Annotated in this window: 11 protein-coding genes and 1 pseudogene; 8 read left to right on the top strand and 4 right to left on the bottom strand. The window is 56.2% G+C overall.

The window, feature by feature from the left end:
• Positions 1 to 10: 10 nt before the first annotated feature.
• Complete coding sequence (locus ERD78_RS00055) at positions 11 to 691, bottom strand: epoxyqueuosine reductase QueH (RefSeq protein WP_129967142.1); 681 nt, start codon at positions 689 to 691, stop codon at positions 11 to 13.
• 54 nt (positions 692 to 745) lie between these two features.
• Positions 746 to 3,517, bottom strand: a complete 2,772-nt coding sequence (gene glnE, locus ERD78_RS00050; protein ID WP_129967141.1) for a bifunctional [glutamate--ammonia ligase]-adenylyl-L-tyrosine phosphorylase/[glutamate--ammonia-ligase] adenylyltransferase — start codon at positions 3,515 to 3,517, stop codon at positions 746 to 748.
• Positions 3,518 to 3,646: 129 nt separating this feature from the next.
• On the opposite strand from glnE, the gene ERD78_RS00045 reads away from it, so the two are divergent.
• The 8 genes from ERD78_RS00045 to ERD78_RS00010 all read left to right on the top strand — a co-directional run bounded on the left by ERD78_RS00045 (position 3,647) and on the right by ERD78_RS00010 (position 15,219).
• Positions 3,647 to 7,525 carry a YhdP family protein gene (locus ERD78_RS00045; protein ID WP_129967140.1) on the top strand — a complete coding sequence of 1,293 codons (3,879 nt, stop codon included), beginning with the start codon at positions 3,647 to 3,649 and terminating at the stop codon, positions 7,523 to 7,525.
• 233 nt (positions 7,526 to 7,758) lie between these two features.
• A complete protein-coding gene (locus tag ERD78_RS00040; RefSeq protein WP_245152278.1) occupies positions 7,759 to 9,111 on the top strand; it encodes an MmgE/PrpD family protein in 1,353 nt (450 codons plus the stop codon).
• Positions 9,102 to 9,962, top strand: coding sequence for a fumarylacetoacetate hydrolase family protein (locus ERD78_RS00035; protein WP_129967139.1), 861 nt, complete (start codon positions 9,102 to 9,104; stop codon positions 9,960 to 9,962). Before ERD78_RS00040 ends, ERD78_RS00035 begins: the two co-directional genes overlap by 10 nt.
• 103 nt (positions 9,963 to 10,065) lie before the next feature.
• Positions 10,066 to 11,265, top strand: a complete 1,200-nt coding sequence (locus tag ERD78_RS00030) for an acyl-CoA dehydrogenase family protein (protein ID WP_129967138.1) — start codon at positions 10,066 to 10,068, stop codon at positions 11,263 to 11,265.
• Between the two features lie 74 nt (positions 11,266 to 11,339).
• Positions 11,340 to 12,233, top strand: coding sequence for an HTD2 family dehydratase (locus tag ERD78_RS00025; RefSeq protein ID WP_129967137.1), 894 nt, complete (start codon positions 11,340 to 11,342; stop codon positions 12,231 to 12,233).
• Positions 12,226 to 13,116, top strand: a complete 891-nt coding sequence (locus ERD78_RS00020; RefSeq protein WP_129967136.1) for an HpcH/HpaI aldolase/citrate lyase family protein — start codon at positions 12,226 to 12,228, stop codon at positions 13,114 to 13,116. The genes ERD78_RS00025 and ERD78_RS00020 overlap by 8 nt, the downstream gene beginning before the upstream one ends.
• A 7-nt stretch (positions 13,117 to 13,123) precedes the next feature.
• On the top strand, positions 13,124 to 14,290 hold the full coding sequence (locus tag ERD78_RS00015) for a CaiB/BaiF CoA transferase family protein (protein ID WP_245152277.1): 1,167 nt from the start codon (positions 13,124 to 13,126) through the stop codon (positions 14,288 to 14,290).
• Positions 14,291 to 14,355: 65 nt separating this feature from the next.
• Positions 14,356 to 15,219 carry an IclR family transcriptional regulator gene (locus ERD78_RS00010; RefSeq protein ID WP_129967135.1) on the top strand — a complete coding sequence of 288 codons (864 nt, stop codon included), beginning with the start codon at positions 14,356 to 14,358 and terminating at the stop codon, positions 15,217 to 15,219.
• A gap of 30 nt (positions 15,220 to 15,249) precedes the next feature.
• Here the strand turns inward: ERD78_RS00010 and ERD78_RS00005 are convergent, their stop codons facing one another.
• Both ERD78_RS00005 and ERD78_RS19950 read right to left on the bottom strand, forming a co-directional pair.
• Complete coding sequence (locus ERD78_RS00005; RefSeq protein WP_129967134.1) at positions 15,250 to 16,218, bottom strand: Bug family tripartite tricarboxylate transporter substrate binding protein; 969 nt, start codon at positions 16,216 to 16,218, stop codon at positions 15,250 to 15,252.
• Positions 16,219 to 16,405: 187 nt separating this feature from the next.
• A pseudogene (locus ERD78_RS19950) lies at positions 16,406 to 16,533 on the bottom strand (IS3 family transposase); the annotation flags it as partial.
• Between the last annotated feature and the right edge of the window lie 149 nt (positions 16,534 to 16,682).

The raw sequence follows: 16,682 nt of genomic DNA, 5'->3' as shown, positions 1-16,682 counted from the left end.
AGAATGGGAATCAGGACTGCGGCGGCGGATTGAACTCGAGCTCATCCTTGCCATAGAACTTGATGCCGATCTTGATGCGCTCACGCCCCTGGGCACGACGATGGCGGTTTGTATCACGCAGTGAATAGACACATCCGCAGTATTCCTGCTGATAAAAATTCTCGCGCTTGCTGATCTCGATCATGCGTGCGGAACCTCCGCCCTTGCGCCAGTTGTAGGTCCAGTAGATCAATTCGGGGTAGCGAGCGGCGGCACGTTCACCACAATCATTGATCTGCGCCATATTCTTCCAGCGCGATATACCCAGGGAACTGGTGATGGTGTCGTAACCATGCTCGTGCGCATACAGCGCGGTGCGCTCAAAGCGCATGTCGAAGCACACGGTGCAGCGCTGGCCGCGTTCCGGCTCGTTTTCCAGGCCCTTTACACGCTCGAACCAGTTGTCGCGATCATAGTCGGCATCGATGAAGGGAATGCCGTGCTGTTCCGCAAAACGGATATTCTCGTTCTTGCGGATTTCATATTCGCGATCAGGGTGGATATTGGGGTTGTAGAAATAGATGGCGTAATCGATGCCCGAAGCCGTCATGGCTTCCATGACTTCGCCGGAGCAGGGCGCGCAACAGGAGTGCAGCAGCACCTTCTTGCGGTTGTCGGGGAGTACGAGCGTAGGGCGTTGAATATCTGTCATGGCAATGGACGCGCCTGCCGGCGCGCCGGTGAAAATCAGCGAATGACGTCTATTTTAGTCCCCTATCACCTTATCCCAAAGTTGCATTACCGCGTTGCGTTCTTCCACCAGTTGATCATCGGGAATACGCGCCTTTTGCGCGCCCTGCAGCCGTAGGGCGTGCTGGCGCTTGCGGAACACCCGGTAGGCGTTTGCGGCCTTCTCGGCCAGGTCGGCTGGAATCAGCCCCGTCTTGGCTGCGATGCCCAGCAGGGTGATGTTGCCCAGGTTTTCAAGCAGGGCGGCATGCTCATGCGCGTGCAGCAGCACAAGGTACTGCGTAACAAACTCCACATCCACCATGCCACCTCTATCATGCTTCAGGTCGAAGTCCGTGCTGCGATTAGGGTGCCCGGCACTGATGCGTTCGCGCATTGCGCGCACTTCTTCCTTGAGTTTGCCAGCCTCTCGCGGCGCCAGCAGCACCTGCCGGCGTATTTGCTCGAAACGCTGGCCAATCTGCGCGTCGCCGGCCACAAATCGTGCACGCGTAATTGCCTGGTGCTCCCATACCCAGGCATGATTCAGTTGGTACTGCTCGAATGCTTCCAGCGATACCGCAAGCAGGCCCGCGTCGCCGTCGGGCCTTAGGCGCAGGTCGATTTCATACAGGCGTCCGGACGAGGTCATAGTCGATAGCCATGACACCATGCGTCGGCCAAGCTTGGCATAGCGCTCGCTTGCTTCGGTATTCGGATCTTCGTACAGAAACACCAGATCGAGGTCGGACGCATAGCCGATTTCCTTCCCGCCCAGCTTGCCGTAGGCGATGATTGCGAAACGGGGCGGCGCCACGTTGTCCCGCTGCCCGCGTGGCTGGACCAGCGGCCAAACCCGCGAAATGGTTTCTGCAAGCAGCATATCGGCCAGCGCCGACAACCGGTCGGCCAGTTGCTCCACCGTCAGTTCGCCTTCCAGATCCTGTGCCAGCAGCTGAAAGCTGACCTGATGCTGCGTATCGCGCATCAGGTTCATCTGCTGCTCCATGTCAGCCTGCCCGTCGGCCAGCACACAGGCGTCCAGCTCGCTGCGCAGTTGCGCGCCTATCTGTTCAAAATCCGGGGGCGCCATCAGAGTGCGCCACTCGATCAGGCTGTCCAGCAGTATGGGATGTCGGCGCAGGTATTGTGAGGCCCAGGGGCTGGCGCTTACCAATCGCGCTACCCGAGCCAGCGTTTCCGGATACTCGGCCAGCAGGGCCAGATAGGCACTGCGCTGGGCAACCTGTTCTACCAGTTCCAGCAGGCGCGACGCGGTGATGGCAGGCTGCTCGGTGGATGCCGATGCGCTCATGATGGCGGGCAGCAGCGCATCAAGACGCTTGCGGCTGGATGCCGACAAGCTGCGGATCCGGTGGCTTTCCAGCAGCGAATCCACGCGCCGGCACAGATCGCTGGCCTGCGGCGTGTCCTCGCCCAGCACTTGGCGGATGTGATCGGCGAGATCCGCACAGGGTGCTTCAGGCAGGCGTTGCGGCGGATCGTTGTCCTCGCCGTCGCCCATGCCGGCAATGCGGAATGCATCACGAAAGGTGCGCGACACGAATGCGCGGTGATCGGCCAAGGTCTGGTCGAATTCTTCGCGCGACATGCCCATGACGGCCGCCAGCCCTTCGCATAGCGAAGGATCGCGCGGCAATAGATGCGTCTGCTCGTCCTCGCGATACTGCAACATATGCTCCACCCGCCGCAGAAAGATGTAGGCCGCGCCCAGGCTCTCCGCTACTTCGGGCGCAATCACGCCAGCCTTATTCTGTTTGTGCAGTGCAGTAAGCAGCGTTCGCTGTTGTAAAGAGGGCGCCCGGCCGCCGCGTATCAGCTGGCTCAACTGCACGACGAATTCAATCTCCCTGATACCGCCTTCGCCAAGCTTGATGTTGTGTATGCTGTCTATCCCATTGCGTGCCGATGCCCGCCGTTCCCAGTCTTGCCGTATGCGCTCGCGCAGCCCGCGCAGAGAGGCCAGTGCGTCGAAATCGAAATATTTGCGGTAAACAAACGGGCGGCGCAGCCGCTCAAGTTGCTCTCTTTGGGCCGCTGTTTCACTGTCGGCAAATGCCTTGCAGGGAATGACACGACCCTTGAGCCAGGCGTAGCGCTCCCATTCCCGCCCCTGCACGACCAGGTAGTTTTCGAGCGCGTCCAGACTCCAGGCCAGTGGGCCCGAATCGCCATCCGGACGCAGGCGCAGATCGCTGCGAAACACTTGTCCGTCCGCATCAGGCTCGGAGAGCACAGGCATCATTCTCTGCGTGACCTTGCCATAAAACTCGTGATGACTGATCTTGCGGCGCCCATCGGTCTCGCCTTCCTCACCATAGAGCATGATGAGATCAATATCCGACGATACATTCAACTCGCGTCCGCCCAGCTTGCCCATGCCCACAATCAGCATCTCCTGCGGCAGACCGGTATGCGGATCTCGCGGCACGCCATGCACCTCGACGAGGCTGGTGACCACACTTTTATAGGCTTCGGCCACGGCCAGATCGGCTAGCGCCGACATTGCACCCACGACCTCGTGCAGCGGGGCCTCGCCATTGATGTCGCGCACCATCAGCGTATAAAACACCCGAGCGCGCAGCAGCCGCAGCACATGCCGCAGGTTTGTTACTGGCAGTGTGCCGCCTCCGCCCAGCTCCGCGAACCAGTCCTGGATGACGCGTCGCGTCACGGGCTCTCCCCCCGCCTTGGACAGCCACAAGGCAAAGCTTTCATCGGCCATCAGCTTGCGTCGCAATGCGCCGGACCAGCTCAGGGACGACTCTAATATAATGGGTTGAGACATGGGTCTATCACTTTGTGTCAGCAAGGCCTGGATGTGGCGCGGATTCCACGTATCCGGCGCGGCATGGCTACCGGCGCCGGGCACATGACGAAATACTGTAAATCATAACTGCTCGGGCTGAACTCCTACGTGCGTCAATTCACCTGTCACATCCTCAAGCTCATAGGCGCCCTGGCGCTGCTGCTGTATGTCGTGGTCTGCCTGGGTGTGTTGGGGGTGCGTTACTGGATCCTGCCTCATATCGACGAGTGGCGCCCGCAGATAGAGCAATATGTATCACAGCGATTCAATACCGATGTCGGCGCGGACCATATCCAGGCGGAGTGGGCGGGCCTGGCCCCCCGCATTAGCCTGATCGGCGTTACCATCGCACCGGCGGGCGCGGCATCAGGCCCCGGCGCCGACAATGCGGCCCAAAATGACAGCCTGCGCGTATCGCGATTGGACATCCGGCTGGATTGGCGCAGCCTGCTGCATTTGCGGCCTGTGTTTCTTGACTTGCGGGCATCAGGTATCGTGCTCGATTTGCGCCGGGATGAGCAGGGCAAGCTGCATGTATTGGGCCAAACGATCGATTTCAGCGAGCAGGACACCCGCTCCGAACGCTTGTTGGATTTCCTGCGTTGGCTGGGTGGCCAGCGCCGTATTACGCTGGACAATGCCACTGTGCGCTGGACGGACGAGACCCGGGACCCACGACCGCTGACTCTCAACGAAGTTCGCGTCGTTGTTGAAAATCACGGGGGTCAGCATAATATTTCTGTTTCCGCCACACCCCCATCCGAGCTTGGCGCGCTGATCGATGCGCGCGCCACGCTGGCGTTGCCCGACGGCATAGGCAAGCATGTGAGTGAGTCCGCCTCTGGCAGCGCGCAGCCCTCCGAGGCTGGACAAGACGGGCTTGGGGCTTCGGCCCATCATGCCGAAATAGACTCTTCTGGCCGCCTGCCGCCACTTCCGGCCAAGGCGAACGGCCGCATTTATCTGCGATTGAAGGCCATACATCCCGCCGCCTGGGCACCGTGGATAACGCCGTCCGAAAGCTGGACTGCCCGGCAGATGGATGTGCGCGCAGTATTGACGCTGACAGGGACGGAAAACAACCGGCTGACCACGGATATCCAGATGGCGGCGCCGCGCTGGCATCCCACCGAGAACCTGACCATCGACGGCGATGCGCTGCATCTATACCTGGACGGTCCGGCCCGGGGCTATGCCCACCTGGCTCAAGGTCACAGAGTCGGAAAACTGGCTGGTCCGGTCAGCCAGGTCGTCGAGAAGCAGTCCGGCGGCTCCCGTGTCCTGAACTATCGCCTGATCGGCCAAGGCGTCCGGATCATTGATCCTCACACCTTCCCGCAACCGATTGCGCTCCAGCACATCATGGGCCAGGGCCAGGTGCAGCGGGAGGACAATGGCCAACTGCGCATCGCGGCCTCGCAAATGTTCGTGGCCAATACCGATGCGCAAGCTCGTCTGAAGGGCTGGTGGTCTCAAGGCGGCGGTAGCCTGGCCGGTCTTGCCGATATCACCGGCACGGTGGATTATGCCCGGGTCGCCGCCATTGGCGACTACCTGCCGGAGCATGTCAACAAGCTCGCACGAGAGTGGATGAGCCAGGCGCTGACTCAAGGCGTCATTAAAGACGCAGAGCTCACACTACGCGGCAACCTGCGGCACTTCCCATTTCAGGAACAGCCAGAGATGGGCGATTTTCGGATTGCGGGCGCCTTCAGCGATACCACCATCGATTATCTGCCACCCCATGGCAATGAAAAGGGATGGCCGGCCGTCGAGGACATGCAGGGCAGGGCGCTATTGCACAGGGCCGACCTGCGGCTGGATATAGACCATGCGATCATGCAGCCCGCGCCAGGACAGGCTGTTCAGGTCACGCGGCTTGCCGCGCGCATTCCCGATCTCGAGCATGATCCCATTCTCGATATTTCGGGCGAAACAGAGGGGGGCGCGACCGCATACCTGGGGCTGATGACGCACTCGCCGCTCGGGCAACTGCTTGGCAATGTGTTCGAGGACACGCGTGCAAGCGGCGACTGGCAAGTACCTCTTGCGCTGACTATACCGTTGACGCATGCCAGCGACACGCAAGTCGATGGCGCCATCCATTTTCAGGGCAATACCTTGCATCTCATGCCAGGTGTGCCTGCATTCGAACAGATGCAAGGCGTGCTGGCATTTACCCAGGACGGCGCCACAGCCCAGGGCATCAAGGGCACGGTGCTGGGCGGCGCCATGAAAATGGACGGCGCACTGGGTGGCCAGGGCAAGGGCCTGCGCATGCGGGGCACACTGACCGCCAAGGCGCTGTCCAGCTACGCCGCCATAAAAGCGGTGGATCGTCTCAAGGGCCAGGCCGCCTACACAGCTGTTCTTCAGAGAAAAACAGATGCCGCCGCCATACTGACTGTCCGCACAGATATGCGCGGCCTCTCGGCGGATATGCCGCCGCCGTTGGGTAAGGCCGCCGCGGAATCGCTCAAGGTGAAGGCTGTCTGGGCGCCGCAGCGCAAAGGCGCCGGCAGACTGCTTGCCATGCAGATAGGGCCGGATGTCGACATCCGTCTTCTTCATCGCGAAGGCGCGGCGGATCAGCCTTTTTTTCAGGCGGGTGCCTTGGGCATATATGCGCATCCCGATCTGCCTGCCAAAGGCCTCAACATCGAGGCACGCTTTACGGATGTGAATCTGGATGAATGGAATGCGTTGAGGCGGGAGCTCGGACAGTCGTCGGACGGCGCCTCCGGTGCAGCTGCCAAGCCGCCACCAGGCAATGCACATGCCAAGCCGGGCACTGGCCAGCCCTTCATGCCTGCCTTGGCCCGGCTGCGCCTGCAAAGTGATGCGGCACAATTTCACGGCATGGCGCTCGACCAGCTTACATTCACCATACTGCAGCCAGAACCCGGACAATGGCGGGCGGACGTCAGCGCAAGCACCACTGCGGGAACCATACGCTGGCAGGAACACCATGGCCAGCTCCAAGGACCCATCCGAGCCGACTTCAATCGCCTGGCCCTGGGCAATGCGCCCGAACAACTTGCCACGCATCCGGCAAAAACGGCCTCACATAGCGCCGATGCGCCGGAGCAGGAAAAGAAATCGATGCCTCTCGACCTGGATCAGGGCCTTGATCTTCCTCCCATTTCATTGCGCGTGCAGGATCTTGCTCTCTATGGCCGCCACGTGGGCGCACTGAGCCTGACTGCACGCGCAGAATCGCACGGCACGCGCTGGCGGCTGGATCATATTCTGTTGAGCACACCGGAGGCCCAACTGACCGGGCAGGGTGCCTGGCAACTCACAGGGCCCCAGCGCGGCCTGAGCCTGAAGGCCGCCGCCACCGTGCGGGACATGGGAGCCTACATGGACCGCATTCAGTACAAAGATATTCTTTCAGGAGGAAACGGCACGCTGGTCGGCGAATTCAAATGGAAGAACATCCCCTGGTCCTTCAAGCGCGAGGATCTCAGCGGCACGCTGGACATCGCGCTCGACAAAGGCCGCTTCAGCAATCTCAACTCATACTCGGCCCGGCTTCTTGAACTTCTTTCGCTGCAATCCGTCAAGCGCCTTGCCCGATTGAACTTCAGTCCCGGCAGTCTCCTGCGCGAGGGTTTTCCTTTTGATACCCTGCGCGGCACCCTTGTCGCCTCGGACGGTGTGCTATCCACGCACGACTACCGCGTCATTGGCCCCGCCGGCACCATCGTCCTCGAAGGCGATACCAATCTTGTCGACGAAACGCTCAATATGCAGGCCGTCGTTGTCCCCGATCTCGACGCCAGCGGCGCCGCGATCGCGGCCGGAATCGCCATCAACCCCATAGTCGGAATAGGCGCGTTCCTTGCCCAACTCTTCCTCCAGGCACCCTTGTCCGAAGCCATGACTGCCCAATACCACATCACCGGCACATGGGAAGAGCCCAAGGTCGAGGAAACCACACCGCCAGCTAAAGACAGGGTGCCTGATAAGGAGCCACCGCCTTGAGCGGCAACCAGATAGGCATTGATGCCTGTTATTGTTGTCAAAGCAGATGCCCCCATTCCTGATCATCCATGCGTTGAAAGGCTGATACTGCACCTGCAATATCAGCCACCTGATATCTTCGCTTTGGGCCTTCCCTAATGGCCCCATCCCCCCTATCCTGCTTATGCATGTCATGACAGCGACCAAAGCAGGGGGCTATTGGTGCTTCGATGCATGCATGGAATGGATTCGGGATGCTGACACAAAATCTGGGCGAGCTCGTTGCGTCAACCAAGGCGTATGGAATCGACTCATCTGCGCGTGATGCCGCGAAGCGAGGGGTCATTGATTCTATTGCAACGATGATGGCAGGGCGCGTCGAGCACGCTGTTGCACTACTGAGCAGAGCTTACAAGCCTTTTACTAAAGGTGATGCCATTGAGATTTTTGAGTGCGATCTAGTCGGCACGGATGCCGCTGCCTTGATAAATGCAACAGCGGCCCATGTTCTCGATTTTGACGACGTCTCGCTTAAAGGCCATCCTAGCGCGGTTATGGTGCCAGCGTTGCTAGCCCTTGCACAGGAGCGAAATGCAAAAGGCAGCGAATTGCTGGACGCATACGTTGTGGGATATCAAGTATGGGGTGAGCTGGCTCAGCGGGAATCGGACATGCATCACATGAAGGGCTGGCATCCCACGGGCATATTTGGCTCTGTAGGGGCCGCCGCCGCTTGCGCACGCTTGCTTCGGCTGGATGCTGGCGCAGCTGCGCACGCAATAGGTCTTGGTGCAACTCAGAGCGCAGGGCTCATGGCTAACTTTGGATCAATGGCCAAGTCTTTTCAGGCAGGTCGCGCAGCACAGGCGGGAATCATGGCGGCGAAGCTTGCTCAGCAAGGGTTCACGGCTGGCGCCGATGTGTTGAATCATTCGCAAGGATTCTTGCAGGCGTTTTCTCCATTTGGGCGTGTAACTAGAAGCGCAGAAATTGCAGAAGTAGGGAAAGAGTGGACCATTCAGAGCCAACCAATGAGCATTAAGAAGTATCCGACCTGCTACTACACGCATCGCACGATAGATTCGATATTAGCGCTGGTAAAGGACGTTGATGTCTCCGAGGAAATGATCAACTGCGTAAAGGTTCATATAAGTTCGGAACACGCCACTGTGCTTTGCAATCATCAGCCGCGGACTGGCCTGGAAGCCAAATTCAGTATTGAATTTGCCGCTGCTTGTGCACTGCTACACAGTAGAGTGTCGCTGGCTGATCTCACCGACACCGTTGTTCTTAATCCCAGGATGCAAGCCCTGATGAGCCGTGTTGAAACTGTCCACGCAACCGAATACTCGGAGCAGTGGCAAGGTGCGGCCAAAGCAGACTGGGTAGAAATATTGCTTGCCGATGGACGGACGCTGGAAACAGAACCCGTCGTGTACGCTGCGGGACATGCTTCCCGACCATTGGCACGTGAGGATCTTAATGAAAAATTCACATCATGCGCACGGGCGGGTTCCATGGAAATAGATTCAGTTGAGATATTGGACAGGCTTTGGAATCTGGAGCAGGAAAACATTGACTCTCTATGGAGTGGACTATGCGGTTGATCAGTTATACCAATGTGCATAGTGAATCTGCATTCTGCGCCGTGTGCGGAGATGACGGCATAGTAGATCTGTCAGGCCGCATGAACATTCATGAGCTGGGGCACGCCCTGCGTACCGTGGGCGCCAGTGACATACTGGAGCAAGCATCCGGGAAACAAGCAGATCTTCCAATGTCTGCGATCGTCTCCTACCTGCCCGTGATACCAGATCCCGCGCGAATTTTCTGTATCGGGCTCAACTATGAAGCGCATCGTATTGAGGCTGTTCGTGAACGGACTCCTCATCCCACAATTTTCCTGCGCCTCCCCCAGTCGCAGGTGGGACACGGGCAACCCTTAATCTGCCCAGCTGAATCAGACAGCTTCGATTTCGAGGGAGAGATCGCGCTGGTCATCGGAAGACGAGGGCGGCGTATCAAGCCTGAACATGCGTGGTCCCACATATTCGGCATATCGGCCTACAACGACGCATCTGTACGTGATTGGCAGGCGCATGCCACGCAGTGGGGGCCTGGAAAGAATTTTCCTGCAACAGGTGCATTTGGACCGTCGCTGGTTGGCATCGGCCTGTTCGATGAGAATGAAATCATTGAGCTTAAAACAACGCTCAATGATGTTGTGGTGCAGCAGGCGGATACCAGCATGCTGATATTTCCCATCCCCGAATTGATTGCGTATATATCGACTTTCACGGAACTGCTTCCTGGCGATGTGATTGTGACCGGAACGCCGGGCGGGGTGGGATTTAAACGGAACCCGCCCCTCTTCATGAAGCAAGGAGATCGGGTATCGGTGGAAGTGTCCCGGGTGGGACGACTGACGAACCGGATTATCAAAGAAATTCTGTCATAGCGAGAAGCACTGACCTTCCGTATCCGCTATTTCGTTCTTATCCTTGCCAATGGAAGCAAGCGATCAAGCTCCTATTAAGTAAACAAATTTCAGGTTAATAAATATGGCGTCAAAAGAAACATTCAACACAAACGATGCAGTACTCATGGACATCGGTGAAGACTACAAAGACATCCGTGAATCGGTTCAGCGCGTTTGTGCGGATTTTCCAAATGAGTACTGGTCCAGTAAGGACGAAGTGGAGGCCTATCCTACGGAGTTCATCGATGCTATGACCCAGGCGGGCTTTCTCGCAGCGCTTATTCCGGAAGAGTATGGGGGATCCGGCTTGCCATTAAGGGCAGCTGCCGTGATCATGGAAGAGGTATGTGCTGCAGGCTGCCATGCAGCGGCCGGACATGCTCAAATGTATATCATGGGTACCGTACTTCGGCATGGTAACGACGAACAGAAACGTAAATATTTGCCTGACATTGCATCCGGCAAGCTAAGGTTGCAAGCCTTTGGCGTGACCGAGCCAACAACGGGATCGGATACGACGCAGCTCAGGACACGCGCAACCCGCACTGATGCTGGATACGTAATTAATGGGCAGAAAGTGTGGACGTCGCGCGCGCAGCATTCGGATTTGATGCTGGTTCTGGCAAGAACGACACCAGCATCAGACGTTCCAAAGCGTGTCGATGGGATTTCCACTTTCCTTATCGATATCAAGGCTTGCTTGGGGAAGGGGCTGGAAATCAGGCCTATTAAGGCCATGGTGAACCATCATGCAACAGAGGTTTTCTTTGATAATCTTGAGGTGCCATCCGATGCACTGGTTGGCGAGGAAGGGCGGGGCTTTCGATACATTCTCGACGGAATGAATGCAGAGCGCATGATCACGGCAGCCGAAGCCCTTGGCTCGACAAGATGGTTTCTGAATGCGGCTACACAATATGCGAATGAGCGGGTGGTGTTCGGTCGGCCGATCGGATCCAACCAGGGAATACAGTTCCCATTGGCGCAGGCCCGCATCCAGGCCGATGCGGTAGACATGATGATTCGCCGGGCGACCGCATTATTTGAGCAAAATCTTCCTTGTGGTGCTCAGGCAAATATGGCGCGCTACCTAGCCGCAGAGTGCCTGTGGAACGCAGCAGAGGCATGCATGCAAACTCATGGCGGCTTTGGTTTTGCACGGGAATATCACATTGAGCGCAAATGGCGTGAAGCGCGTTTGGCACGCATCGCTCCCGTCTCAACTAATTTGATCCTGGCAAATATAGCCCAGCATACACTGGGCTTGCCACGCTCATACTAGCTTTCTTCATGACATCTATTTCTAAAAACTTGTAGTGCTGAGACCGCACATTACTGTAGTAGAGGCCAATTCACATGCAGGATAATATTTACGACTGGATAGGCAGGCAGCAAATTACCGAGGATGAAATAGGGCTTACTCTAGTGCGTCGCGCAGCAGCAATGGTTGACATGGATCCAGGCTCTTTCAGTCGAGGCGATGCGCTGCCGCCACATTGGTATTCAATGTTCTTTACACCCAATGCCCGGGCATCCGAAATTGGACATGACGGGCATCCGCGTAAGGGGGATTTTTTTCCTCCCATTCCGCTACCGCGACGCATGTTCGTGGGACGTGATGTTGAATTTTTCCATCCCTTGGTAGTGGGTGAGCAGGCGCACAAGATATCGGAAATTGCGTCTATTACGCCTAAAGAAGGGCGTTCGGGCAAGCTGGTATTTCTGCAGATAAAGCACACAGTGAAAAAGGAGGACGGGCGCACTGCTTTGGTTGAGTTGCAGAATGTAGTTTATAAATCGGCCAGCACTGCTTCGGCTTCGGAGAAATCGTCTGTCGTCGCAGCAGGGGGTACGCCCGGCCTTGATGCCGCTTGGTCGGAAGAGCATATTATCGATCCTGTGCTGCTCTATCGCTACAGCGCATTGACATGGAACGGGCATCGCATACATTACGATTGCGATTATGCCCGTGATAAGGAAGGCTATCCCACCTGTGTCGTTAATGGGGCCCTGACTTTGCACCTACTCATTGGGGCGGCGTTAAACCAGTGTCAGGACATGTTTCTGACGAGAATAAAGGCACGCCTTTCCAGTCCAATGTTCATGGGCGAAAAAATCCAGTTGGGTGGTACTGCACTACAGCCCGTTGAAGACGGTATGGCAATAAAAGCCCTGGCTCGCAGTGGGTCGGGCGCGACAGCGGCGACGGCAGAACTTTTCTTTGAGAAGCGGAGCATTGGAAATGGATGAGCGCATACTTCCCCTGTGGCGATCACTAATGTTCTGTCCCGCCAATTCCGTGCGCTTTCTTGAGAAAGCACATGAGCGCGGTGCTGACGCAGTCATCCTTGACCTTGAGGACTCAGTAGCACTATCCGAGAAGCAGCGCGCTCGCACGCTTTGGCAGCCGGCGGCCGTTCGCATCAAATCCTCGGGCGCAGACGTATTGGTTCGAATCAATCGCGAGTTGGAGCTTGCGGTGCAGGACATATGGTGTGCGGTTTCTCCCGATGTATCGGCTCTTGTTGTACCCAAGACGAAAGGTCCTGAGCACATTCAACTCATTTCCGAAGTGATTGCCTCTCGCGAAATGGATTTGGGTATGCGGGTTGGGCATACACGGCTATTGGCACTTGTCGAAACCGCTGACGGGATGACACGCATTAACGCAATCGCAAGTGCGGACGATCGCCTCGTAGGCCTGGCGGTCGGCGGGGAGGACCTCGCGACGGAATTGGACGCGGAGCCTACAGCAGATGCCTTGTATGTGCCAAAGATGTTAGGGGTCCTGGCGGCCCGCGCTGCAGGCATTTTACCCATTGGTGTGCTTGCTAGTGTTGCAGGCATTGGCAATGACGACTCGGCATATATCCGTATGGTTTCCCGTTCACGAAGCTTAGGATTTTCGGGAGCGACTTGCGTACACCCCAAGCAGGTGCCGCTATTGAATCAGGCATTTAGTCCCGGTGCTGCTCAGGTTGATCAGGCCCGGCGTATCGTCGAGGCATACGAGAGTGCCGAGCAAAAGGGAGATGGTGCGACAGCGCTTGACGGGCGAATGATTGATCGTCCAGTTGTTTTGCGGGCGCGGCGCCTTCTCGCTCAATTGGATGCCCAAAAGAACGTGTCTTGATAAATGAATGGAAAAAGGATTGCTTCCGATGTCTTCTACTCAGCCTTTAGCCGGCTATGTTGTTGTTGAAATCGGCCACAGCGTTGCCGCACCATATGCTGGATTAATTCTGGCAGAGCTGGGGGCTGAGGTCATCAAGGTGGAAAACCCTGCGGGCGGCGATTCCGCACGTGCATGGGGGCCGCCTTTTGCCGGTGACATGGGTCCCCATTTCAGTGCGTTCAATCGCAACAAGGCCAGCGTGGCCGTAAATCTGGCGAACGAGCGAGAGAGGGACGCTCTTAAGGCCCTCATAATCGAGCGTGCTGATGTTGTTATATGCAATTTACGGTCGGGAGCGGCCGGCAAGCTCGGTCTGGGTGCAGATACACTTACGGCAGAAAAACCGGCATTGATCTATTGTGAGCTGGGCGCATTTGGCCTTGGCGGGCACATGTCGCGTAAGCCAGGATACGATCCCCTAATGCAGGCATATTGTGGAGTCATGAGCGTAACCGGGGAGTCTTCCGAACGACCCCCCGTGCGTGTTGGCGTTTCCATGGTGGATATGGGGGCCGGTATGTGGTCGGCGATAGGAATCCTTGCATCGTTACTTTCACGTAAGGAATCCGGGCAGGGTTGCCGTGTTGACACCTCCCTGTTTGAAACGGCTGTAGCCTGGATGGCCACGCCAATATCTCGTTATCTCATGGGAGGCGGATCGCAGTCGCCTCATGGCTCCGGTGCGGCTGGCATCGTTCCTTATCAGGCGTTTTGCACCAAAACGGGTTGGCTGGTTATCGCCGCAGGAAACGACAGGCTGTTTAAGTCGCTTTGCGATGTTATAGGCCGGCCTGAATTGGCTGGTGATCCGCGGTTTTCTTCCAATGGTCAGCGGGTACTGAATCAACACCTGCTGCTACCTGTTATCGAGGAGTTCACCGCCTCACACGAGAGGGAAGCCTTGGCCAGAATTCTTGATGAGGCTTCTATCCCGAACGCGCCAGTGCAAAATGTAGAGCAGTTGGTGAATGATGAGCATGCGCGACAGCTCGGTATAATTCAAGAGAGCCAGGGGCGGCAGCACGTTGGTTTGCCTATACGTTTTGACAAGGAGCGGCCATCTTACCGTTCACCGGCGCCTTCCCTTGGCGTCGACACAGAGCGCGTTCTAGAAGCATACTTAAAGTGTTAAGGCTCACTGCTGTTCGTTGAAAATTTCCGGCAACGATTCCATAACGGCGCATACGAGGCTTCGAAATGTGCTCATCTGATGATTTTGCGTTAACTTCCTACATTCCGAATGAACCATATGGAAAGTCGGTGGGTGTTGTCCACCGGGGATTGGAGATTCTAGAGCTTTTCGCTGTTGAGCAGTGCCCACTTACTGTTAATGAGATATCGCTCAAACTCGGGTACCCTCAGTCCAGTACATCAGTGTTGTTGCATGGCCTTCATAATCTTGGCTACTTGATCCATGATCGGCACAACCGGACTTTCTACCCAACGGTTCGCGTTACGTTTCTCGGCATGTGGATGCATAATCGCTTGTTTCATGAGGGTAGTTTCCTCCAGCTAATGGAAAGCCTGGCCAAAATTACAGGACATGTAGTGTTGCTTGCGATACGTAATGGGCTTTATGCCCAGTATATGCACATTGTTTCAGCTCGATCTTCTCGTGTTGGATTGAAGCCGGGCTTGATGCGCCCGATTTGTCGCGCGGCGGTCGGGAAGGTGCTCTTAAGTGCTATGAATGATCAAGAGATCTCCAGGATTGCGCGAAATGCAAATGCCATGGATGTCTCTCTGGCTCCTCCTGTTGATATAGAGAAGCTACTTGAGGAAATCGCTATTTGTCGCAGTACCGGTTTTGCTTATAGCGAGGAAAATGTGACGCCGGGTTCTTCTGTCATTGCAACGCGTGTCCCAGTCGATGTGGCCGGTGTTCCGCTGGCAATCGGAGTAGGGGTTCATGCGCGGGAGTTCTCGCAGGTTAAAGAACATATACAGAAAATCTTGCTTTCCGAACTCGCGGAGCATTTCAATCCCGAGCGCATCGCAAACGACATTAGCCGTTCGTGGATGCCGCCAGTGGGGCAGCCCTACTCGGTGGGGAAACTTTAACCTCCCGTCCAGTAGGGCTTTGTCACGAGATCACTGGAGCTTAATCTGTGCTTCCTTGACAACGCGTTCCCAACGCTCATTATCATCATGGATGATTTTCGCGAACGCTTCGGGCGTTCTTGGCTTGGGTTCCAGGCCTTGACCAGCAAAATGCTCTACAAGCAACGGAGTTGTCAAAGCATAGTTAGCTGCTTTATTGACTCTTTTAATAACGGCAGAACTTGTTCCCTTTGGCGCAAGGATTCCATTCCAGCCTACAGTCACGCAATGAGGCACTGTTTCGCTCACTGTCGGGACATCAGGCAGAGACTTTAGGCGTTCACCATCAAAAATTCCAAGCGCCCTTAGCTCGCCAGCTTTCATCAAGGGTAATGCCGCAGTGAGGCTGACTATCGCAATGTCGACATGCTTCCCGAGCAAATCGTTTACGGCGGGTGCACTTCCTTTATAAGGGACGTGTAGGAGTTTAACGCCGCTCAGGGTTTCAAACAGTGCTCCTCCAAGGTGAGCCGCACTTCCCGCACCATATGACCCAAAAGAAATAGCACCTGGTTTGGCTTTAGCTGCTGCTAGCAGATCACTTACCGATTTAAGTGGCGAGTCCTTATACGTGATCATGACCAGCGGAATTTCGGACAGAATCGCTACGGGCTCAAAGGATGTCTCTGGATTGTATTGCGTCTTATATACGTGGGGATTGATCGTGAATGAGCTGGAGGCATATAGAAGCGTATAGCCGTCATTCTTCTGGCCAGCCACATAATCCGTTGCAAGCATCGTGTTTGCCCCGGGCTTGTTTTCTACAACGATTGCTTGGCCTAGATCCTCTGCCATTTTGTCGGCAACCAAACGGCCCAATGTATCGGCACCTCCCCCCGGCGTATAAGGCACTATCATGCGTATACTTTGGCTGGGATAATCATCTGCAGCATACGATGCAGGTACATATGCGACATAAGCAAGAGTTGATAAAAGTACTGCATGTTTAAGAAAGCGCATTTGCCTACCTCCATTTGTGATGGAGGGTAGTATCCTAGCCGCGTCTTACAGGGTCAAGGATATGGCTCGTAATATCAAGAGGGTGATATTGGCGTTGGATATATGCCTTAGTTCAGAGCATGCAGTGGCATATATGATTGATGTTGCCCCTGAATTTTGTAGCTCTTAGTTCGGGGGCTATGCGGCCCATGGCCATAGCGTCTTTCACCAAGCTGATCTGCATACGGAGCCTCATGCTCCATCCCACTATTGTCGGCTAAGCAGATCTATGAACGCCGTCAAATACAGCCAACCTCCTCCTGTGGAAATATAGGTGGTATATCGCCGTTTCAGAGCTGATTAGTGACCTGTCCTGGCTTTTTCGATCCAAGGTAACTTGAGACAATGGCCTCTTCGATAGCGAGAGGCACATGAAGAAGACGCGATACAACGATGAGCAGATCGTCCGGATCCTGCGCGAGACC

Origin of the sequence: Allopusillimonas soli, from assembly GCF_004153445.1 — a bacterium.
In the GTDB taxonomy this organism is placed as follows: domain Bacteria; phylum Pseudomonadota; class Gammaproteobacteria; order Burkholderiales; family Burkholderiaceae_B; genus Allopusillimonas; species Allopusillimonas soli.
Note: the sequence above shows the minus strand (reverse complement) of the source record. Positions and strands in the feature narration are given on the sequence as shown.

Excerpts from the sequence above, each read along its gene's own strand:
- ERD78_RS00055 (WP_129967142.1), bottom strand. The coding sequence starts at position 691 with ATGACAGATATTCAACGCCCTACGCTCGTACTCCCCGACAACCGCAAG.
- glnE (WP_129967141.1), bottom strand. The coding sequence starts at position 3,517 with ATGTCTCAACCCATTATATTAGAGTCGTCCCTGAGCTGGTCCGGCGCA.
- ERD78_RS00040 (WP_245152278.1), top strand. The coding sequence starts at position 7,759 with ATGCTGACACAAAATCTGGGCGAGCTCGTTGCGTCAACCAAGGCGTAT.
- ERD78_RS00035 (WP_129967139.1), top strand. The coding sequence starts at position 9,102 with ATGCGGTTGATCAGTTATACCAATGTGCATAGTGAATCTGCATTCTGC.
- ERD78_RS00030 (WP_129967138.1), top strand. The coding sequence starts at position 10,066 with ATGGCGTCAAAAGAAACATTCAACACAAACGATGCAGTACTCATGGAC.
- ERD78_RS00025 (WP_129967137.1), top strand. The coding sequence starts at position 11,340 with ATGCAGGATAATATTTACGACTGGATAGGCAGGCAGCAAATTACCGAG.
- ERD78_RS00020 (WP_129967136.1), top strand. The coding sequence starts at position 12,226 with ATGGATGAGCGCATACTTCCCCTGTGGCGATCACTAATGTTCTGTCCC.
- ERD78_RS00015 (WP_245152277.1), top strand. The coding sequence starts at position 13,124 with ATGGAAAAAGGATTGCTTCCGATGTCTTCTACTCAGCCTTTAGCCGGC.
- ERD78_RS00010 (WP_129967135.1), top strand. The coding sequence starts at position 14,356 with ATGTGCTCATCTGATGATTTTGCGTTAACTTCCTACATTCCGAATGAA.
- ERD78_RS00005 (WP_129967134.1), bottom strand. The coding sequence starts at position 16,218 with ATGCGCTTTCTTAAACATGCAGTACTTTTATCAACTCTTGCTTATGTC.